Below are 19764 nucleotides of genomic sequence, written 5' to 3'. Positions count from 1 at the left end.
ATGAACCCGAAACCCAAGGCTAAAAATACGAGCTGGAAAGTAAAATGCCAGGATGCGGCTGATGACAGTGGCGATTTAATCATACCGCTGACTGACGATCTCCTGTCGGCCATCAAGTTAGCCAGCGGCGACAAACTCGACCTGGAAGTGAAACCTAACGGCACCATAATCCTGACGCCAGTTCGTGCGTAGGACCAATTCAGCCATCCACGCGATTGATGGTTGCAGCCCATAAACGACGTGACTTGTTACCGACTACACGTGATTTCACTGGGCGCTAATTTCTAATCCTTGAGAGATAGCGTTCAAATTTGGAAGATAACGAGCAAGGATGAGCTACCCCGAGTTCATCTGCTGAGCTACCCTTCTCCTTTTTAATATCCTTTATGCATAACTAAACTAAATGACTATTTAGTTGAGTTATAAGCTGTTACCCCAGATCAAAGCCTAAACCGATCCACCGACTGCGAAAGCTTCCCCGCCAAACTCGACAATTCATCCGTCGTCGACGCCGTCTCGCCAATCACCCGACTGTTACTTTCCGACATCCCCGCAATTCTCTCCACCTGATGAGCGATCTCATTACTGGCCAGGCTCTGCTCACTAATCGTGCGTGAAATATCGTTGACCAATTCAGTGGTACTCAGCGTAGCCTGGAGGATCTCGCGAATGGCGCGCTCCACCTCGGCAGTCACCGCCATGCCCTTGTCCACTTGGGCAACGCCCTCCTCCATGCTGATCACCGCTTCACGGGTGTTCTGCTGGATACTCCCGACCATGCTGGCTATTTCCTGGGTGGAGGCGCTGGTGCGTCCGGCCAGGCTGCGCACTTCGTCGGCCACGACCGCAAAGCCGCGCCCTTGTTCACCGGCGCGGGCGGCTTCGATGGCGGCGTTCAGGGCCAGCAGGTTGGTCTGGTCGGCAATCCCCTTGATCACCTGGATAATGCTGTAGATCGCCTCGGACTCCTTGTCCAGCGTGCGGATCACTTGGGCTGACTGTTGGGCAGAACGGGCGATGCCATCCATGTCGCTGACCACCTGGTGGATAACCCGGCCGCCGTCCTTGGCCAGGGTTTCAGCCTGGCTGGCCATGTCCAGGGCACGTTGGGCGTGACGGGTGATTTCTTCGATGCTGGCTGTCATTTCGCTCGCGGCGGCGGCCATGGTGCTGGCGGCGACGCTTTGTTGCTGGCTGCTGCCTGCCACTTCATGGCAACCCTGGCTGAGGCGCTCGCTCATGCCATTGACGCCATGGGCGTTGCTGCGAACCACTTCGATCATGCCGCGCAAATCCCGCTGCATCGTCGCCAGGCTGCGAATCAGTGCACTGGCTTCGTCCTGGTTCTTGGGTTCGGCAATCGGCTCGCTCAGGTTGCCATGGGCAATGCTCTGGGCAATACGGCTGGCGGTGCGCAACGGCCCCATGATGCTCAGGGTCACCCAACGTCCTTGTGCCAGCAGCAACAGCAGGCTCGCCCCCAATACAATAATCAAGGTCCAGTTAGCGTTACTGATGGTTTGCCGGGTACCGGTGCTGGTGAGTTGGGTATTGTTTTCGATCAGTTCGCTCAACGCCGCCATTTGTTCTTCCAACTGGCTGAACGCGGCATTGAAGGTCTGCAGTTCCCCTCGTGCGGCCTCTGGATTCTCCAGGGCCAGCGCGACGATGCGCTCGCCGGCACTGATGTAGGTGTCCAGGCTGGGTTTGATTTTTTCCAGGCTGGCCTTGATCGAGGCGTCCAACGGCAGCTTGAGATTGTCCGCCAGCACCTCGCGAAAGTGCTCGGCATGCTCCTTGATCGAGCTGTTGACCTCGGCCGCCGTACTGGTGCTTTTGCCCAGCCCGACCAACATGGCTGACAGTACATCCGCACGCAGGGCGTCGTGCATCATGTCGGCTTCCATGTGGTTACGCAGTACCGTCATGCTGACGTCGTTGTCCTGTACCGCATCGGCCATCCGCGTATTGCCCAGGTAGCCAGCCAGGCTCATGATCAAAGCGGTGAGCAACCCGGTCGCAATCAACAGCACCAAGCGTAATTTGATCGTCATAGTGGTACCCCGTGCCAGGACCGCCGGTTGGGAACCCAACCGTTTCAATGTCGCTGCTAGCTGTATCGGCAGCTGTTGCTTGTTAGTGAAGCCTAAGTTTGCGGATCTGCGCGGTTCCCTTAAGCTGACCGTCCGTTGCTCTACCTGGATCTGCCAAATGCCTCAACGTATCGCCCGTCTCGCCCTGTTGCTGGGCTTGATCACCGCCGTGGGCCCGTTTGCTATCGACATCTATCTGCCGGCGCTGCCGACCCTGGGCGCCAGCCTCCAGGCCTCGCCGGCGGCCGTGCAGATGAGTTTGACGGTGTTCTTCATGATTATCGGCGTGTGCCAGTTGTTCTACGGCCCCCTCAGCGACGTGTTCGGGCGTAAACCACCGATTTATGCGGGTTTGGTGATCTTTGCCATTGGCAGCGTCGGCTGCGCGCTGGCACCGACCATCGAAGTGTTGATTGGTTTTCGTGCGGTGCAGGCGTTCGGTGCTTGTGCGGGCATGGTGATCCCACGGGCGATTGTCCGTGACCTGTATACCGGTCATGAAGCGGCGCGTCTGATGGCTTTGTTGATGCTGGTGATGAGTGTTTCGCCGATCCTCGCGCCGCTGGCCGGTAGCCTGGTGATTTCGATCTGGAGCTGGCGCGAAGTGTTTGCCGTGTTGGGGGTGGTGGCCGTGCTGTGTCTGGTGATGACCGCCGTACAACTGCCAGAAACCCACCCGGCCGAGCGCCGCCTGGGCAAGACATTGGGCCAGGCGTTCGGCAGTTATGGCGCCCTCCTCCGCGACCCGGTCTTTACGGGTTTGTCGGTGGTGTGCGGGTTTGGCCTGGCCACCTTTTTCGTATTCATCGGCAGCGCGCCCTTCGTGTACATCGAATTTTTTGGCCTGACACCGACCCAGTTCAGCCTGTGCTTTGCGCTCAACGCGGCTTCGTTTTTTGCCATGAGCCAATTGACCGCCCGCCTCAGCGCCCGCTTTGGCCTGGCGCCGCTGATTCGCTGGTCGGTGGTGGGCGTGGCGGCGGTCATGAGCTTGCTGGCGGCTACTACACTGTGGGGTGACAGCCTGGGCTTGATGATGGGGCTGTTGTTTATCGGTTTTGGCTTTCTTGGCCTGCTATTGCCGGCGGCCGGGGTACTGTCGCTGGAGGATCATGGTGCGGTGGCGGGTTCTGCGTCTGCACTGCTGGGCGCGATCCAGATGGTCACGGCGGCTGTGGCGATGACCTTGGTGGGGATCTTTGCCGACCATACACCGGCGCCGATGTTGATCGGCATTGCGCTGTGTGCGCTTGCCGCGATGCTGACCACCTTGTGGACGTTGCGGCGCTTGCCGGCTCACCTGGTTTCAAGCGTCCCGCCTTCCTCCTGAGCAGAGGAGCAGGCAGATTCAACATTCTGGTTGCCTGTGAGGCCCTCTTCGCAGGCAAGCCAGCTCCCACATTTGAATCGTGGTGTATCCACAAGCCTACAAATCAAATCGATCCACCGCCCGCCGCCGCTCATTGTCGTCACGCACGTCATAGCTGGCGGTGGTCTGGATATTGGTGTGATGCGCCAGTTTCTGCGCAATCGACAAATCATGCTCCTCGATCACCCGCGTGATAAACGAACGACGGAAATCATGGGGCATGATCTTGACCCCCACTTGATCGCCGCGCTGGCGCGCGATGTAGTAAATCGCATGCTTGGTGATGCGTTCCCGGGTGATATGGCTGCCTCGCCGGATACGGTTGAACAAGAAGCTGTCGTCCTGCTCGCCTTCCTTGAGGTGCTCGCGGCGGAACGCCAGCCAGGCCTGCAGCTTGGCAAACGCCCAGTCCGGCGCGTACTTGACCAGCTCTTTGTTGCCCTTGCCGATCACGCGCAAGCTGCGCTCGTCAAAGTTGATCTGTGCCAGGTCCAGGTTCACCGACTCCGACTTGCGCATGCCCGAGCCATATAACAGACCGATCACTGCGGCATCCCGCAGGCCCTGAGGCCGGGGGTCGGCGGCGCAGACGTCGAGCATCTCGCGGATCAAGGTGCGGCGCAGATTGCGGCCCTGGCTCAGGCGCGTACCGGGTGTGGCCTTGACCGAGCGCATCTTCAACAGGTGGTCCTGGCTGATCAAGCTCATGCGCCACGCTTCATTCATGACCCCGCGCACCGCATTCACATACAGCGACGAAGTGTTCGGCGCTAAGCCGTCCTCGCGCAAGGCAGCCACCAGTGCGATGACGTGTTCGGGCTGCAGCAGGTGCCAGTCAATCTCTTCGAGGTTGAGATCTTCGAAACCCAGGCGGTCGGCGGCATCCTGCAGCACGTAGCGCATGGTTAACTGGCTGGAAGGCGCCAGACGGGTGAGGTAAAGGGTCAGCGGGTTGCGAATGGACTCGGTCAAGGTAGATCAGCCTTTGGATTAAATACATCGACCAACTATTTGATTAGTCGATGTATTTAGTGGGTTGGCGAAGGCCGAGTCTAACCCAGGAGCGGCCCTGGCACAAAATCACGGGGCTGTATCGTCGTCCTCACTGGCTGCCTGGGGTTGGGCCTGGGACTGGCTCCAGTCGGCGTCCTGTTGCTGCATCAGCGCGAACCACTGCTGGCGCATAAAAGCGAGGTAACTGTCCGGCGCCTTGGCAAAGTCCTTCTCGTCGCCATAGCAGCCTGGCAGGGGCAGTTCGGTGCCCTGCTCCTTGTATTGGCTGACCAACGCTTGCTGCGCCAGGACGCTGCAGTCAGTGGGCAGTGGCATGCCGCGCAAGGCGCCAGCGTCCTCATCCCACCAACTTGCGCCCACGCGGTCGAGGCCGCGCAGACGATACTTCTCGGACTTTCCGGCATGCATGATCAGCTTGAATTCGTTGGGGCTGACATCACTGGTGCAGGCCCGCGAATAACCGACCGTGGCCTGGGTATTGCCGTCGCCCAGCAGGTCGGTGACCTTGGTGGCAGCCCGGTCAAAGCGCAGCCCGGCGTCGAATTCGCAGTGCTGTACATCGTCGTACAGCATCCACACGCGCTTGGGGCGCTCGCCTCCCAGCATGTATTGCGCCGCGTAGACAAAGGCGGACTGGGTACCATCGTCATCGCGCTCACCGACTTGCTCGGCGAGTACCAGCAGGTTTTTGCCTTGGCGGTCATCCCAGGTATAGGCGGCGACCTGCTTGCCGCGCACTTCCACCCCGTCCGGCACCTGGTCCAGTGGGGTCAGCGCGACGCCCTGATCAGCCCGCACGCTGGTGACACAGGCCACCGTCATCAACAATCCCATCAGCGCTGGCCGCAACTGGCCGCGTAAAAGCTGCACGCTATTCATCCGAGTACCCTGGCAAGAGAGGGCTTACTTTACCGGCACTTGAGCGCCAATGCAGAGAAGATTGTTGAAGGGCAAACATTGGGCTGATCGCCTCGCTCAGATTGAACCAAGCGTCTTGCACGAAGCTCCGATATCGCCCTGTGAGGCCTACATGTAACGCCTTGATTACTTAGCTGAACCCTAGCTGTCTGCCTGTCAAATAAACGAGTTTTTCATCCGCCTTTCATATTCGTTGCACATTTTTGCGCTTAACCTTGTAGGCAACACTTGAGAGCAATCCGTGGATTATCGACTAACCTATTGAAAACGCATCATCTTTAGCCCCGTTTTGTATCCTGCGGGCTGTAGTTTTGCCCAATGAACGCTGCTGTTTTCACGCTTGAAGTCGCTTTAGCCCGAGGTCATGAATCTTTGAAACCCTACCCTATTCATTGCGTGTCGATCGTTATCCCGGTCTACAACGAACAAGAAAGCCTGCCTGAGTTGCTGCGCCGCACCACGGCAGCCTGCAAGCAATTGGCTTACGAATACGAAATCATCCTGGTGGATGACGGTAGCCGCGACAATTCGGCCCAACTGCTCGAAGACGCCGCCGCCGAAGACGGCAGCAATGTGGTGGCGGTGATCCTTAACCGCAACTACGGCCAGCACGCGGCGATCATGGCCGGCTTTGAACAGTGCCGTGGCGAAGTGGTGATCACCCTTGACGCCGACCTGCAGAACCCGCCGGAAGAAATCCCGCGCCTGGTCGAGCAAGCCGCCCTGGGCTACGACGTGGTCGCCACCGTGCGTAATAACCGCCAGGACTCGGCCTTCCGCCGCTGGCCCTCGCGCTTGATCAACCTTGCCGTGCAGCGCTCTACCGGCGTGGCCATGACCGACTACGGCTGCATGTTGCGCGCCTACCGCCGCACCATCGTCGACGCCATGCTCGCCTGCCGTGAGCGCAGCACGTTCATTCCTATCCTGGCCAACGGCTTTGCCCGCCACACCACGGAAATCCTGGTGCACCACGCCGAACGTGAGCACGGCGAATCCAAATACAGCGCCATGCGCCTGATCAGCCTGATGTTCGACCTGCTGACCTGCATGACCACCACGCCCTTGCGCCTGCTGTCCATCGTCGGCTTCAGCCTCGCGGCGCTGGGCGTGCTGTTTGCCTTTGCCCTGATCGTCATGCGCCTGGCCTTCGGCGCCGACTGGGCCGGTGATGGCCTGTTCGTGCTGTTTGCGGTGTTGTTCGTGTTCACCGGTGGCCAGTTCATCGGCATGGGCCTTTTGGGCGAATACCTGGGCCGCATGTACAGCGATGTCCGCGCCCGCCCACGCTTCTTTATTGAAAAAGTGCTGCGCAACCAACCGGCAGCACCGGCTCCAGTCGTCGTGGTCGACGGCCTGGTGTCTTCCCATACGTCTACTTCTTCTTCGGATCAGGTCCAGTCATGAGTTCAAAAGCTGTTGTATTCGCCTACCACGATATTGGTTGCGCAGGCATTGAAGCGCTGCTCAGCGCCGGTTACGACATTGCCGCCGTGTTCACCCATGCCGATGACCCCAAGGAAAACAACTTCTACGGTTCCGTCGCCCAACTCTGCGCCCGCAATGGCATCCCGGTGCATGCACCGGAAGACGCCAACCACCCGCTGTGGATCGAACGCATCGCCAAGCTGAACCCGGAGTACATCTTCTCGTTCTACTACCGCAACCTGCTGAGCGAGCCGCTGTTGGCCACCGCCCGCAAAGGCGCGTTCAACCTGCACGGCTCGTTGCTGCCTAAATACCGTGGCCGCGCCCCGGCCAACTGGGTGCTGGTCAACGGCGAAACCGAAACCGGCGTGACCCTGCATCGCATGGTCAAGCGTGCCGATGCCGGCGCCATCCTGGCCCAGCAGAAAGTCACCATCGAGCGCAGCGATACCGGCCTGAGCCTGCACGCCAAGCTGCGTGATGCGGCCACGGCGCTGCTGCGTGATGCCCTGCCACAGCTGGCCCAGGGCAAGCTGAGCGAAACCGCCCAGGACGAGAGCAAAGCCACCTACTTCGGTCGTCGCACCGCCGCCGATGGCAAGCTGGACTGGAAAAAGCCCGCCGAGCAACTGTTCAACCTGGTACGTGCAGTGACCCAGCCGTACCCGGGCGCCTTCTGCGCCGTGGGCGAGCACAAGTTGATCGTGTGGCAAGCCGACGTGGTCAAGGGCAACGAAGGTCTGGCGCCTGGCCGTGTAATCAGCGTCAACCCGCTGCGCATTGCCTGCGGTGAAGATTCCCTGGTGGTCAAGTTCGGCCAGCGCAACGAAAACGGCCTGTACCTGGCCGGCCCGTCCCTGGCCGATGAACTGGGCCTGGTGGATGGCTCCGTGCTACGCGGCGCCGAGTCGGGTCGCAAGCCGCGCCGTACCCGTGTGCTGATCCTGGGCGTGAACGGTTTTATCGGTAACCACTTGTCCGAGCGCCTGCTGCGTGACGACCGCTACGAAGTCTATGGCCTGGACATCGGCTCCGACGCCATCGAGCGCCTGCGCAGCCACCCCAACTTCCATTACGTGGAAGGCGACATCAGCATCCACACCGAATGGATCGAGTACCACATCAAGAAGTGCGATGTGGTGCTGCCGCTGGTGGCCATCGCCACGCCGATCGAATACACCCGTAACCCGCTGCGTGTGTTCGAACTGGACTTCGAAGAAAACCTCAAGCTGGTGCGCTACTGCGTCAAGTACAACAAGCGCGTGATTTTCCCGTCGACCTCCGAAGTTTATGGCATGTGCCAAGACCAGTATTTCGACGAAGACACCTCCAACCTGGTGGTGGGCCCGGTCAACAAGCAACGCTGGATCTACTCCGTCTCCAAGCAACTGCTGGACCGCGTGATCTGGGCCTACGGCGACAAGGGCCTGAAGTTCACCCTGTTCCGGCCATTCAACTGGATGGGCCCGCGCCTGGACCGCCTGGACTCGGCGCGTATCGGCAGCTCCCGCGCCATTACCCAACTGATCCTGAACCTGGTGGAAGGCACGCCGATCCGTCTGTTCGACGGTGGTGAGCAGAAGCGTTGCTTCACCGACATTGCCGACGGCATCGAAGCCCTGGCACGCATCATTGATAACGACAATGGCGTCTGCGACGGCCAGATCATCAACATCGGCAACCCCGAAAACGAAGCCAGCATTCGCCAGTTGGGCGAAGAGCTGCTGCGTCAGTTCGAGGCTCACCCACTGCGCCACAACTTCCCGCCGTTCGCCGGTTTCCGCGACGTCGAGAGCAAGGCGTTCTACGGCACAGGCTACCAGGACGTGGCGCACCGCAAGCCGAGCATCGACAACGCCAAGCGCCTGCTGAACTGGGAGCCGAGCGTAGAGATGAGCGAAACCATCGGCAACACGCTCGATTTCTTCTTGCGTGAAGCCATGCTTGAAATTGCGGATAAAAAGTAATGCAGGCAGGTCTTCGCATCGACGTCGACACCTACCGCGGCACCCGTGAAGGTGTGCCGCGGTTGCTCGACTCCCTGGCCGAAGCCGGGGTCAAGGCGACGTTCTTCTTCAGTGTCGGGCCGGACAACATGGGGCGTCACTTGTGGCGCCTGATCCGCCCGCAGTTCCTGTGGAAGATGCTGCGCTCCAACGCGGCCGGCCTGTATGGCTGGGACATCTTGCTGGCCGGCACCGCCTGGCCAGGCAAACCGATTGGCCGCGACCTGGGGCATTTGATGCGCCAGGCCAAGGCCGCCGGGCATGAAGTCGGCCTGCACGCCTGGGACCACCACGGCTGGCAGGCCAACACCGGGCGTTGGAGCGAGGCACAGCTGGTCGAGCAGATTCGACGCGGCGTAGACACCTTGAGCGACATCCTCGGCGAGCGCATCGACTGTTCAGCGGCCGCCGGTTGGCGCGCCGATGAGCGCGTGGTGCAAGCCAAGCAAGGCTTCAACTTTCGCTACAACAGCGATTGCCGGGGCACCAGCCTGTTTCGACCAACCTTGGCCGATGGCAGCGCGGGTACCCCACAAATTCCGGTAGACCTGCCGACCTTCGACGAAGTCGTCGGGCCGGTGGTGGCTGCCAACGATTTCAACCGCTTCATTCTTGATCGGTTCAACGCGTCAAAGCTGAACGTCTACACGATCCACGCGGAAGTAGAAGGGATTCTGATGGCCAATGATTTTCGCCAGTTGCTCGCCCAGGCCGGGCAGCGCGGCATCGAGTTCAAACCCTTGGGCGAGCTGTTGCCCGCGGATGTGACCACCCTGCCCCAGCAACAGCTGGTGCGCGGCGCCTTGAGCGGCCGCGAGGGTTGGCTGGGAGTGCAGCAGGCATGATCCGCCGCTGGGCTTTGCCCCTGCTCCTGCTGGCGTTCGCCGTGTTCTACCTGCTGCCGTTGGCCACCCATGGCCTGTGGATTCCCGATGAGACCCGCTATGCGCAAATCAGCCAGGAGATGCTGCTGACCGGCAAGTGGGCCGCGCCGCACTTCATGGGCATTCGCTACTTCGAAAAGCCCGCCGCAGGCTATTGGATGATCGCGCTGGGCCAGGCGATCTTCGGACAGAACCTGTTCGGCGTGCGGTTTGCCTCGGCGTTGAGCACCGGTTTGAGCATTTTGCTGGTGTACCTGGTCTCTCGTCGGTTGTGGAATGATCCGCAAAAAAGCCTGGTCAGCACGTTGCTCTACATGAGCTTCGTCAGCGTGGCCGCGCTGGGCGGCTATGCCAACCTGGACCCGCAGTTCACCTTCTGGGTCAACCTGACGGGCGTGGCCTTGTGGTTCTGTTTCGACAGCACCACGCGGCGCGCGCGCTTGTGGTCATGGGCCTTGCTGGGCCTGGCGTGCGGCATGGGCTTCATGACCAAGGGCTTCCTGGCCTGGTTGCTGCCGGTGCTGGTCGCCCTGCCCTACGCCGTCTGGCAAAAACGTTTTGTCGAGTTGTGCAAATTTGGCCCTGTTGCCGTGGTGGTGGCGATTGCTGTCAGCGTGCCGTGGGCGTTGGCTGTGCACCTGCAAGAGCCGGACTACTGGCATTTCTTTTTCTGGCACGAGCACATCCAACGCTTTGCCGGTGAAGACGCCCAGCACGCCGAACCCTTCTGGTATTACCTGCCGCTGCTGGTAGGGTTCGCGCTGCCGTGGGTCGCGCTGTTGCCGTCCGCGCTCAAGCAGGCCTGGCTGCAGCGGCGCGTGCCGAAAACCGCGTTCCTGCTACTGTGGCTGTTGATGCCCCTGGTCTTTTTCAGCCTGGCCAAAGGCAAGCTGCCCTCCTACATCATGCCGTGCATGCTCCCCCTGGCCTTGCTGATGGGCTCGGCCCTGAGCGACAAACTGGCTCAAGGCCGCGGCCGTGTGCTGCGCATCAATGGCTGGTTGAACCTGGTGATGGGTGTGCTGGTGTTGCTGGCCCTCAGCTGGTTCCAGTTGAAGAATCCGGTCTACGAACCGGGTGAGGAAACCGTCAGCCTGGTGCTGGTGTTCATCTTTTTGTTCGGCTGGATCGTGGTCAATCTGCTGCAAGCGGCACGCCCCTTGGCATTGTGGGCCACGCCGCTGATCGGCAGTGGATTTCTGGTGCTGCTGGTGCCTGCGGCGTTGCCCCATTCGGTGGTTTACAACAAGACCCCGGACCAGTTCATCATTGATCACATCGACGAGTTGCAGCCCAGCGTTGCCCTGCTGAGCAACGACCTGGGCGCCGCGTCGGCGCTGTCCTGGCGCCTCAAACGCCCGGATATCACGCTGTACAACACCTCGGGTGAGGTCAAGTACGGCCTGGCTTACGAGGACACGGCCCCGCGTCTGGTCGACCGTAACCGCATCCAGACGTGGATGGCCGAAACCCGTCGTACCGGTGCGGTGGGCGTGGTGATGCGCGTCAATAGCACCGGCGAAAAGGAAGAACTCGCGCTACTGCCTACTGACGGCAAGCGTTATGCGCAAGGCAAGATCGTGATCCTGATTTTCCCGCAGGTCGCGCCATGATCACCCTGCTGCTACTGCTCACGGCCTGCCTGCTCACCTGCATGGGCCAGGTCTCGCAAAAATTCGCCGTGGAGAGCTGGCGCGGCGTGCCGGACGGCTGGGCACCGAAACTGCGCTCGCCGTGGTTGTGGTCGGCGCTGGTGTGCCTAGGCGTGGGCTTGCTGGTGTGGCTGCTGGTGTTGCAGCGCCTGGAAGTCGGCATTGCCTACCCCATGCTCAGCCTGAATTTTGTGCTGGTCACGCTGATGGCGCGCTTTGTGTTTCACGAACCCATTGATGCCCGTCATTGGCTGGGTGTGGGGCTGGTGATTGCCGGCGTGGTCTTGCTGGGGCGCCAGGTATGAGCCGCATGCGGGGTTTCGCCCTGGCCCTGGGCAGTGTCGGCCTGGTGAGTGGCGCCCAATTGGGCATGCGCTGGAGCATGACGCGCCTGCCGCTGCCCACCCAATGGCTGGCTGCCTTCACGGATAACAGCATCGACCTCGGCGCCCTGGGCGTGGTGATCCTGGCGATCATCGCCTATGCGCTGTCGATGCTGTGCTGGCTCGGCGCACTGAAGCACTTACCCCTGGGCCGCGCCTATTCGCTGCTCAGCATCAGTTACGCGCTGGTGTATTTGCTGGCCGCCAGCCTGCCGGTGTTCAACGAAGATTTTTCGCTTTCAAAAACCCTGGGGGTGGCCTTGGTCATCCTCGGCGTACTGGTTATCAACTCTCGTCGTGCTAGCACCTCAAGTCCCAGGAATACCCCATGAAAATCAGTGTATTTGGTAGTGGTTACGTTGGTCTGGTTCAGGCCACGGTATTAGCCGAAGTCGGTCACGATGTCATTTGCATGGACGTTGACAAGCACAAAGTCGAGTCGCTGCAGAAGGGGCATGTGACCATCTTCGAGCCGGGCCTGGCAGCCATGGTCAAGGACAACCTGGAAAGCGGACGCCTGCGCTTTACCCACGACGAAAAACTCGCCGTCGAGCACGGTGAAGTATTGTTTATTGCTGTGGGCACGCCGTCGGATGAAGACGGTTCGGCCGACTTGAAATACGTGCTGTCGGTGGGTGATGCAGTTGCCCGCCATCGCGTGGCGCCGGTGATCCTGGTGGAGAAATCCACCGTACCGGTGGGCACCGGCGACACGTTGCGTGACCACATCCTCAATAACCTGCGTGCCGCCGGCCGTGAGCTGCAGTTCGATATCGTCTCCAACCCGGAATTCCTCAAGGAAGGCTCCGCCGTTGCCGACTGCCGCCGCCCGGACCGGATCATCATCGGCTGCGAGCGTGAAGAGGTGCGCGACGTGATGCGCGACCTGTACGCACCGTTCAACCGCAACCACGACCGCATCATCTTCATGGACCTGCGCAGCGCAGAACTGACCAAGTACGCCGCCAACTGCATGCTGGCCACCAAGATCAGCTTCATCAACCAGATCGCCGAGTTGGCTGAACACCTGGGTGCCGACATTGAGTCGGTGCGCCTGGGCATCGGTGCCGACTCACGCATCGGCTACCACTTTATCTACCCCGGCTGCGGTTATGGCGGCTCGTGCTTCCCCAAAGACATGCGCGCCCTGATCCACAGCGCCAAGCAGGCCAACTGCTCCAGCGACCTGCTCGAAGCCGTGGAAGCCATCAACCAGCGCCAGAAGAGCAAGTTGTTCGAGCGCATCAACGCGTTCTTCCAGGGCAACCTCAAGGGCAAGACGTTTGCCCTGTGGGGCCTGGCCTTCAAGCCCAACACCGATGACATGCGTGATGCCCCCAGCCGCGTGCTGATGGAAGCGCTGTGGGCTGCCGGCGCCAATGTGCGCGCCTTTGACCCTGAAGCCATGCAGGAAACCCAACGCATCTACGGCGATGACCCGCGCCTGATGCTGATGGGCACCCCGGAATCCACCTTGGGCGGCGCCGATGCGTTGATCGTGTGCACCGAATGGCAGCAATTCAAGGCGCCGGACTTTGACCTGATTCACCAGCGCCTGAAAACCCCGGTGATCTTCGACGGCCGTAACCTGTACGACGGCGAGCGCCTGGCGCGCAAAGGCTTCAAATACTTCCCCATCGGCCGCGGCGATTCCTGCGAGTTGCCGATCCCCCAGCAAAACTGGGTGGAACAGGTCAAGGACGCTTGCTAGGTGAACATCGCCTTACCGTCCGCGCAGCGCGCAACGATCCGCCACCAGTCGCTGGGGCTTGGGCTCTTGGCGCTGGTGCTGTTTATCGTCGGCAACTGGCACCAGGCGATCATCGGCTTTGATTCGCGCTTTGTGCTGTTTGCCCAGGAAATGCTGCGTCACGGGCCGAGTTTCTTTCCCACCACCTATGGTCAGCCGTATGCCGATTACCTGGCGACGTCGACCCTGTTGACGTGGCTGCTGTCGGTGCCCTTGGGCCAGGTCACCAGCCTGACGGCGTGGCTGCCCACTGCGGTCGCGTCGGCGCTGATTGTGGTGCTGGTCTATCGCCTCACTGCGCCCTACTCGCCACGTTGGGGCCTGCTGAGTATCGCGATGCTGCTGCTCAGCAGTACGTTCATCAGCGAAACCCGTGCAGTCTCCCTCGACCAGATGCTCGCCGCCGTGGCGTTGGCGGTGTTCTACCTGGGCTACGCCCATGATCATTTTGCCGCAGCCAAGCGCCTGCATTGGGTGTTTTTGCTGGTGCTGCTGGGGTTTGCCATCCGTGGCCCGATCGGCCTGGTGATCCCTACGGGCGTGTTGTGCAGCTACTACCTGATCAACCGCCAGTGGCGCCAACTGTTCAGCTTCGGCCTGCTGGCACTGGCGCTGCTGGCGGCGTGCGTCGGCCTGTTGCTGCTGCTGGCCAAGCTCAGCGGCGGCGAAGATTTTATGCATGACGTGATTCGCATGCAGTTCCTGGGGCGCATGGATGGCAGCGAAGGCTCCGGCGGCGTGCTGTATTACTTCACCAGCTCCCTGGGCAACTACGCCCTGGCCTATCCAATCGCGTTGTTGGTGCTGCTGGCGGTGCTGATGGGCGGTCGACGTGCGCCGGACCCGGCATTGAAGCTGGTGCTCTACTGCGCGGCAGCCGGTGTGTTGGTGATGCTGGGGCTGTCGGTGCCCCAAGCCAAGAAAGCGCGCTATATCCTGCCGATGTTACCGATGGCCGCGATCATTGCCGCGTATCCCTTCGCGGTCACACAAGGGCGACTGTTTGCGTGGCTGCGCGCCTTGATGCTGGGCATCTGGACGCTGTTGCCAACGCTGTTGGCCATTGGCTTGGTGGTGGCGCGGCGGCGCTATCCGGAACCGCTGGCCGACCTTGAGCTGATCTTCGTCGTGCTTGGCTTGCTACAGGTGCTGGCCCTGCTGGCATTGTTCCGCTCGCGGCTGCGCACCTACGGTCCCGCCTTGGCCGCCGTACTCGCCCTCTGGGCCATCTACATCATGGTGGTTGAACCCCTGGAACGTCAGGTGTACGACACCCGCACCTTCAGCCTCGCCGTCAAGGCACAGGTTCAACAGCAACCGGCGCCGCTGGTGTTGCACGCACTGGGCAAAGACGCGAAAGCCATCAAATTCATGGTCAACTTCGATTGCGACAAGGTTCCGCTGTTTACCCAATTGCCCGCCGAATTGAAACCGGTCCAGGCGCCGGCATGGTTGGTCATGAGCCAGGCTGATTTCCAGGCGCTGGACGATCCGCGCCTGCGTTCAATCACGCCGACGCTTACCGCAGCGTTCGACAAAACCCCCTATGTGTTGCTGCATTTGGCAAAAGCCTCGACGCCTTGAGCGCTTTTCCGCCTGCACTGTAAGAAGAACGCCCACTCCCTCCACGAGTGGGCGACTTTCATCATAGGTACCAAGAAAACACCTACATTTGTTTGCGTAATGGCTGGTGCACTTTCCCTTCCGGTGCTCGGAGCCCAACTGTAGACTCGCTGCCACGTGCACTTACTATCTACCACCCGATCGTCAGGACTGCCCTGAAACGCTTGGGTCAGGGCACTTCACAACAAGGACGTTGTAGGCTGCCCACGCGCGATGGCTTACTTCATTGAGAGGACAATGCCGTGCGAGAAGACCTGTTAACCGTACCCTTACCCAGGCTGGATCGTTTGATGGCATTGCGTGACGCACTGGTGGCGTTAAAGGGGCCGTTGGCCGACGACCCCAGGCTGCGCGAAGACTTGCAAGCGCGCCTGTTCAACGAAGAAACCCATAGTCGCGTGCTGGGCAAAATCAACCCCGCTGCATCCGCGTCCACCGGGCAGATAACCTATGGCGAAGCCGGTTAACTGCATTTATTTTGCATTCAATGTTCATTAATATGCAGTGGCGCCACCAGATCAAGCGCGGCACACTGCGCAGGTTCCTTCCCCCAATATTGGAACCTTCAAAGGGCTGTTCCGGGAAACCAGGCAGGCCTTTTTTTTCGCCCGCTGTTTATGGACCGTCTTTCAATGCTCGCTCGCTGGTTACCCGCTGCAATCAACACCCGTCCCGCCGAATGGAGCCGTGCAGCCATCGGCATGGCCCTGGGCACGCTGTTCAGTGTCTGGGCCTGTGCCCAGGTGTTCGGCATGGAGGTGGCCCTGCACCTGCTCGGCCCTCTTGGCGCATCGGCCGTATTGCTGTTTGCCGTGTCGTCGGGGGCGCTGGCCCAACCCTGGTCGATAATCGGCAGTTACCTGTGTGCAGGCGTCGTCGCGTTGCTGGTCGCCCGCGTCCTGGGGCGCACCTTGGGCAGCGCCTGCCTGGCGGCAGGCATGACGGTGATCCTCATCTGCTGGCTGCGCTGCCTGCACCCGCCGGCCGGCGGCCTGGCCATGACCCTGGTGCTGGCCGATCCGGCATCGGTCGGCCTCGGCTGGTACGAGCTTGCGCCGGTGATGCTAGGGGCCGGCGCCCTGCTCGCCTGCGCGCTGGCCTATAACAATGCCACGCGCACGCGTTATCCCAAGGGGCTTGCCGAGCCTGCCCCGGTTATCCTGGGCACTGCCACCGCCGTGAGCGAGCCGAGCATCACGGCAGCCGACCTCAAGCTAGCGTTGGCCGAGATGGAGCAGTTCTACGATGTCGAACCGACAGAGCTTGAACAACTGATCCACGCCGCCGAGGGCCATGCCCGGCGTCGCAGTATCGGTGAGGTCCTGGCCAGCCGGGTGGTTTGAGCGACACTGCATAAATGCAACAACGACCTGCATGATTCCAAGTTGTACGAGGCAAATTTGCACTGGTACGATCACGAGAGAGTTCGCCCGCGAACGTCTTGATAAAGAACAATAAAAGCAGGGAGTTAGAGATGACTGCTCAGGTTTCATCCCAAGCAAGCCACGCCGAGATCCAGCAGGATGCAGTTCTGGCACAGGTGCGTAACCATATCGGCCACCTCACCCTCAACCGCCCCGCAGGCCTTAACGCCATCACCCTGAACATGGTCCGCCAATTGGCCGCGCACTTGCAGGTCTGGGCCGACGACCCTGAGGTCTATGCCATCGTCCTGCGCGGCGCCGGTGAGAAGGCCTTTTGCGCCGGTGGCGACATCCGTTCGCTGTACGACAGCTTCAAGCAAGGCGACACCCTGCACCAGGATTTCTTCGTCGAGGAATATGCCCTCGACCTTGCCATCCACCATTACCGTAAACCCGTACTGGCGTTGATGGACGGCTTCGTACTCGGCGGTGGCATGGGCCTGGTGCAAGGCGCGGACCTGCGGGTGGTCACCGAACGCAGCCGCCTGGCAATGCCGGAAGTGGCCATCGGGTACTTCCCGGATGTGGGCGGCAGTTATTTCCTCTCGCGTATTCCTGGCGAACTGGGCACCTACCTTGGGGTGACCGGCGTGCAAATCCGCGCGGCGGATGCCTTGTATTGCGGGCTGGCGGACTGGTATATCGACAGCGCCAAGCTGGTTGAACTGGATCAGAAGCTCGACCGTCTGCAATGGAGCGAGTCTCCCCTCAAGGACTTGCAAGGCGCACTTGCCAGGCTGGCCGTGCAGCAATTGCCCGACGCCCCGCTGGCGGCCTTGCGCCCGGCCATTGACCACTTTTTCGGGTTGCCGGACGTGCCCAGCATCGTCGAGCAACTGCAACAAGTCACCGTGGCCGATAGCCATGACTGGGCGCTGACCACCGCCAACCTCATGCAGACCCGCTCGCCCCTGGCCATGGCCGTGACCCTGGAGATGCTGCGCCGTGGCCGCCACCTGCCACTGGAACACTGCTTTGCCCTCGAACTGCACCTGGACCGCCAATGGTTCGAGCGCGGCGACCTGATCGAAGGGGTTCGCGCCCTGATCATAGACAAGGACAAGACGCCGAAGTGGAACCCGCCCACCCTCCATGCGCTGGATGCCAGCCATGTGGAGAGCTTCTTCCGCGACTTCGCGCAGATCGAGAAATAAGCCATGCAAGATCTTGAATACACTGAAGAACAAGTGATGATCCGCGACATGGCGCGGGATTTTGCCCGTGGCGAAATCGCCCCCTACTCCCAAGCCTGGGAAAAAGCCGGCTGGATCGACGACGCCCTGGTGGCGAAGATGGGGGAGCTGGGCCTGCTGGGCATGGTGGTCCCGGAAGAATGGGGTGGCACCTATGTCGATTACGTGGCCTACGCCCTGGCCGTGGAGGAAATATCCGCCGGTGACGGCGCCACTGGCGCCTTGATGAGCATCCATAATTCAGTCGGTTGCGGGCCGATCCTCAACTACGGCACCACCGAACAGAAACACACCTGGCTGGCCGAACTCGCCAGCGGCCAGGCCATCGGTTGCTTCTGCCTGACCGAGCCCCAGGCCGGCTCCGAAGCCCATAACCTGCGCACACGCGCCGAACTGCGTGATGGCCAATGGGTCATCAATGGCGCCAAACAGTTCGTCAGCAACGGCAAGCGCGCCAAATTGGCCATCGTGTTCGCCGTGACCGACCCGGAACTGGGCAAGAAAGGCATTTCGGCGTTCCTGGTGCCGACCGACACCCCAGGTTTCGTGGTCGACCGCACCGAGCACAAGATGGGCATTCGTGCGTCAGACACCTGCGCCGTCACCCTCAACCAATGCAAGGTTCCCGAAGCCAACCTGCTGGGTGAGCGCGGCAAGGGGCTGGCCATCGCCCTCTCCAACCTGGAAGGCGGCCGCATTGGTATCGCCGCCCAGGCCCTGGGCATCGCCCGCGCCGCGTTTGAAGCCGCGCTGGCCTACGCCCGTGATCGGGTGCAGTTCGACAAGGCAATCATCGAACACCAGAGCGTGGCCAACCTGCTGGCCGACATGCAAACCCAGCTCAACGCTGCGCGCCTGCTGATCCTCCACGCCGCGCGCCTGCGCACCGCCGGCAAACCCTGCTTGTCCGAAGCCTCCCAGGCCAAGCTGTTCGCCTCGGAAATGGCCGAGCGGGTCTGCTCCAAGGCAATGCAGATTCATGGAGGGTATGGGTATCTGGAGGATTACCCGGTGGAGCGTTACTACCGGGACGCACGGATCACGCAGATTTACGAAGGCACCAGCGAGATTCAGCGGATGGTGATTGCCAGGGAGTTGAAAAACTACCAGCTCTGATGGGCATGACCCAAAGCCCCGTGGGAGCTGGCTTGCCTGCGATGCAGACACCTCGGTACATCATAAACCGAGGCGATGCCATCGCAGGCATGCCAGCTCCCACCTTTGCTTTGCGGCGTTTGGCAGGGGTTACTTATCCTTGAATTCCGGCGCCCGCTTGGCCACGAATGCGGCCATGCCTTCTTTCTGGTCCTGGGTCGCGAACGCCGCATGGAACACCCGGCGCTCAAAGCGCACGCCTTCGGACAGGCTGACTTCAAACGCACGGTTCACGCTTTCCTTGACCATCATGCTGATCGGTACGGATTTACCGGCGATCAGGGCGGCCACTTTCAGCGCTTCTTCCAGCAATTCATCGGCGGGCACGATGCGCGCCACGATCCCGCAGCGCTCGGCCTCTACCGCGTCGATAAAACGCCCGGTCAAGCACATCTCCATGGCCTTGGCCTTGCCCACTGCACGGGTCAGGCGCTGGGTGCCGCCCATGCCTGGCAGCACGCCCAGGTTGATTTCCGGCTGGCCGAACTTGGCAGTGTCGCCGGCGAGGATAAAGTCGCACATCAAGGCCAGTTCGCAGCCGCCGCCCAGGGCGAAGCCATTCACGGCGGCGATGATCGGCTTGCGGCGGTTGGCCACGCGGTCGCTGTCGCTGAACAAGTCGTCCATGTAGATCTGCGGGTAGGTCAGCTCGGCCATTTCCTTGATGTCGGCACCGGCCGCGAAGGCTTTTTTCGAGCCAGTCAGCACGATGCAGCCAATTTCAGGGTTGGCTTCCAGGCTGTCCAGCGCCTGGTTCAGCTCACTGACCAGTTGTGCATTCAAAGCGTTCAGGGCGTTGGGGCGGTTAAGCGTGATCAGCCCCACACGGCCCTGGACGTCAAGCAGGATGGTTTCGTAACTCATATCGGCTC

The 19764-nt window shown here is 61.0% G+C and carries 18 protein-coding genes and 1 pseudogene; 14 read left to right on the top strand and 5 right to left on the bottom strand.

The features are described 5' to 3' along the window. Positions 1 to 192: a hypothetical protein gene (locus BOP96_RS18890; protein WP_073453673.1), complete on the top strand. Its 192-nt coding sequence runs from the start codon at positions 1 to 3 to the stop codon at positions 190 to 192. Positions 193 to 440: 248 nt separating this feature from the next. On the opposite strand, the gene BOP96_RS30930 is transcribed toward BOP96_RS18890, so the two are convergent. Together BOP96_RS30930 and BOP96_RS30925 are read right to left on the bottom strand one after the other, a co-directional pair. Next, the gene (locus BOP96_RS30930) at positions 441 to 1166 is read right to left on the bottom strand and encodes a methyl-accepting chemotaxis protein (protein WP_370712708.1); all 726 of its coding nucleotides are present in this window, start codon (positions 1164 to 1166) and stop codon (positions 441 to 443) included. A 132-nt stretch (positions 1167 to 1298) separates the two neighbouring features. Next, positions 1299 to 2054 (bottom strand): annotated as a pseudogene (locus BOP96_RS30925) (MCP four helix bundle domain-containing protein); the annotation flags it as partial. A 157-nt stretch (positions 2055 to 2211) separates the two neighbouring features. Here BOP96_RS30925 and BOP96_RS18880 point away from each other — a divergent pair. Continuing rightward, positions 2212 to 3423, top strand: coding sequence for a multidrug effflux MFS transporter (locus BOP96_RS18880; RefSeq protein ID WP_020302785.1), 1212 nt, complete (start codon positions 2212 to 2214; stop codon positions 3421 to 3423). Between the two features lie 96 nt (positions 3424 to 3519). Here the strand turns inward: BOP96_RS18880 and BOP96_RS18875 are convergent, their stop codons facing one another. Next, positions 3520 to 4434, bottom strand: a complete 915-nt coding sequence (locus tag BOP96_RS18875) for a site-specific integrase (RefSeq protein ID WP_014718461.1) — start codon at positions 4432 to 4434, stop codon at positions 3520 to 3522. 108 nt (positions 4435 to 4542) lie between these two features. Then, positions 4543 to 5355 (bottom strand): M949_RS01915 family surface polysaccharide biosynthesis protein, encoded by an 813-nt coding sequence (locus BOP96_RS18870; protein ID WP_073453670.1) that lies wholly within the window; start codon positions 5353 to 5355, stop codon positions 4543 to 4545. Between the two features lie 411 nt (positions 5356 to 5766). Between BOP96_RS18870 and arnC the strand changes: the two genes are divergently transcribed. The 12 genes from arnC (at position 5767) to BOP96_RS18810 (ending at position 18853) form a co-directional block, all read left to right on the top strand. Next, complete coding sequence (gene arnC / locus BOP96_RS18865) at positions 5767 to 6801, top strand: undecaprenyl-phosphate 4-deoxy-4-formamido-L-arabinose transferase (RefSeq protein WP_003191219.1); 1035 nt, start codon at positions 5767 to 5769, stop codon at positions 6799 to 6801. After that, positions 6798 to 8789, top strand: coding sequence for a bifunctional UDP-4-amino-4-deoxy-L-arabinose formyltransferase/UDP-glucuronic acid oxidase ArnA (arnA, locus tag BOP96_RS18860; protein ID WP_014718463.1), 1992 nt, complete (start codon positions 6798 to 6800; stop codon positions 8787 to 8789). Before arnC ends, arnA begins: the two co-directional genes overlap by 4 nt. Continuing rightward, complete coding sequence (gene arnD, locus BOP96_RS18855; protein ID WP_073453668.1) at positions 8789 to 9673, top strand: 4-deoxy-4-formamido-L-arabinose-phosphoundecaprenol deformylase; 885 nt, start codon at positions 8789 to 8791, stop codon at positions 9671 to 9673. Before arnA ends, arnD begins: the two co-directional genes overlap by 1 nt. Beyond that, positions 9670 to 11325 (top strand): lipid IV(A) 4-amino-4-deoxy-L-arabinosyltransferase, encoded by a 1656-nt coding sequence (gene arnT / locus BOP96_RS18850; protein ID WP_073453666.1) that lies wholly within the window; start codon positions 9670 to 9672, stop codon positions 11323 to 11325. Before arnD ends, arnT begins: the two co-directional genes overlap by 4 nt. Next, positions 11322 to 11669 (top strand): 4-amino-4-deoxy-L-arabinose-phosphoundecaprenol flippase subunit ArnE, encoded by a 348-nt coding sequence (gene arnE / locus BOP96_RS18845; protein WP_058409911.1) that lies wholly within the window; start codon positions 11322 to 11324, stop codon positions 11667 to 11669. Before arnT ends, arnE begins: the two co-directional genes overlap by 4 nt. Continuing rightward, complete coding sequence (gene arnF, locus BOP96_RS18840) at positions 11666 to 12079, top strand: 4-amino-4-deoxy-L-arabinose-phosphoundecaprenol flippase subunit ArnF (protein ID WP_014718467.1); 414 nt, start codon at positions 11666 to 11668, stop codon at positions 12077 to 12079. Before arnE ends, arnF begins: the two co-directional genes overlap by 4 nt. Next, positions 12076 to 13458 carry a UDP-glucose dehydrogenase family protein gene (locus tag BOP96_RS18835; RefSeq protein WP_014718468.1) on the top strand — a complete coding sequence of 461 codons (1383 nt, stop codon included), beginning with the start codon at positions 12076 to 12078 and terminating at the stop codon, positions 13456 to 13458. The genes arnF and BOP96_RS18835 overlap by 4 nt, the downstream gene beginning before the upstream one ends. Further along, entirely contained in the window at positions 13459 to 15081 is a 1623-nt protein-coding gene (locus BOP96_RS18830) for an ArnT family glycosyltransferase (protein ID WP_073453664.1), read from the top strand. 317 nt (positions 15082 to 15398) lie between these two features. Next, positions 15399 to 15587 carry a type VI secretion system contractile sheath small subunit gene (locus tag BOP96_RS18825; RefSeq protein WP_256200704.1) on the top strand — a complete coding sequence of 63 codons (189 nt, stop codon included), beginning with the start codon at positions 15399 to 15401 and terminating at the stop codon, positions 15585 to 15587. A 165-nt stretch (positions 15588 to 15752) separates the two neighbouring features. Further along, positions 15753 to 16463 carry an HPP family protein gene (locus tag BOP96_RS18820; RefSeq protein ID WP_019817055.1) on the top strand — a complete coding sequence of 237 codons (711 nt, stop codon included), beginning with the start codon at positions 15753 to 15755 and terminating at the stop codon, positions 16461 to 16463. A gap of 131 nt (positions 16464 to 16594) precedes the next feature. After that, positions 16595 to 17698: an enoyl-CoA hydratase/isomerase family protein gene (locus BOP96_RS18815; protein ID WP_060767292.1), complete on the top strand. Its 1104-nt coding sequence runs from the start codon at positions 16595 to 16597 to the stop codon at positions 17696 to 17698. A gap of 3 nt (positions 17699 to 17701) precedes the next feature. Continuing rightward, complete coding sequence (locus BOP96_RS18810) at positions 17702 to 18853, top strand: acyl-CoA dehydrogenase family protein (RefSeq protein ID WP_073453662.1); 1152 nt, start codon at positions 17702 to 17704, stop codon at positions 18851 to 18853. Between the two features lie 129 nt (positions 18854 to 18982). On the opposite strand, the gene BOP96_RS18805 is transcribed toward BOP96_RS18810, so the two are convergent. Next, positions 18983 to 19756 (bottom strand): enoyl-CoA hydratase, encoded by a 774-nt coding sequence (locus tag BOP96_RS18805; protein WP_019817057.1) that lies wholly within the window; start codon positions 19754 to 19756, stop codon positions 18983 to 18985. Positions 19757 to 19764: the final 8 nt, after the last annotated feature.

The organism is Pseudomonas sp. FSL W5-0203 (assembly GCF_001896155.1).
Taxonomy (GTDB): Bacteria; Pseudomonadota; Gammaproteobacteria; order Pseudomonadales; family Pseudomonadaceae; genus Aquipseudomonas; species Aquipseudomonas paracarnis.
Note: the sequence above shows the minus strand (reverse complement) of the source record. Positions and strands in the feature narration are given on the sequence as shown.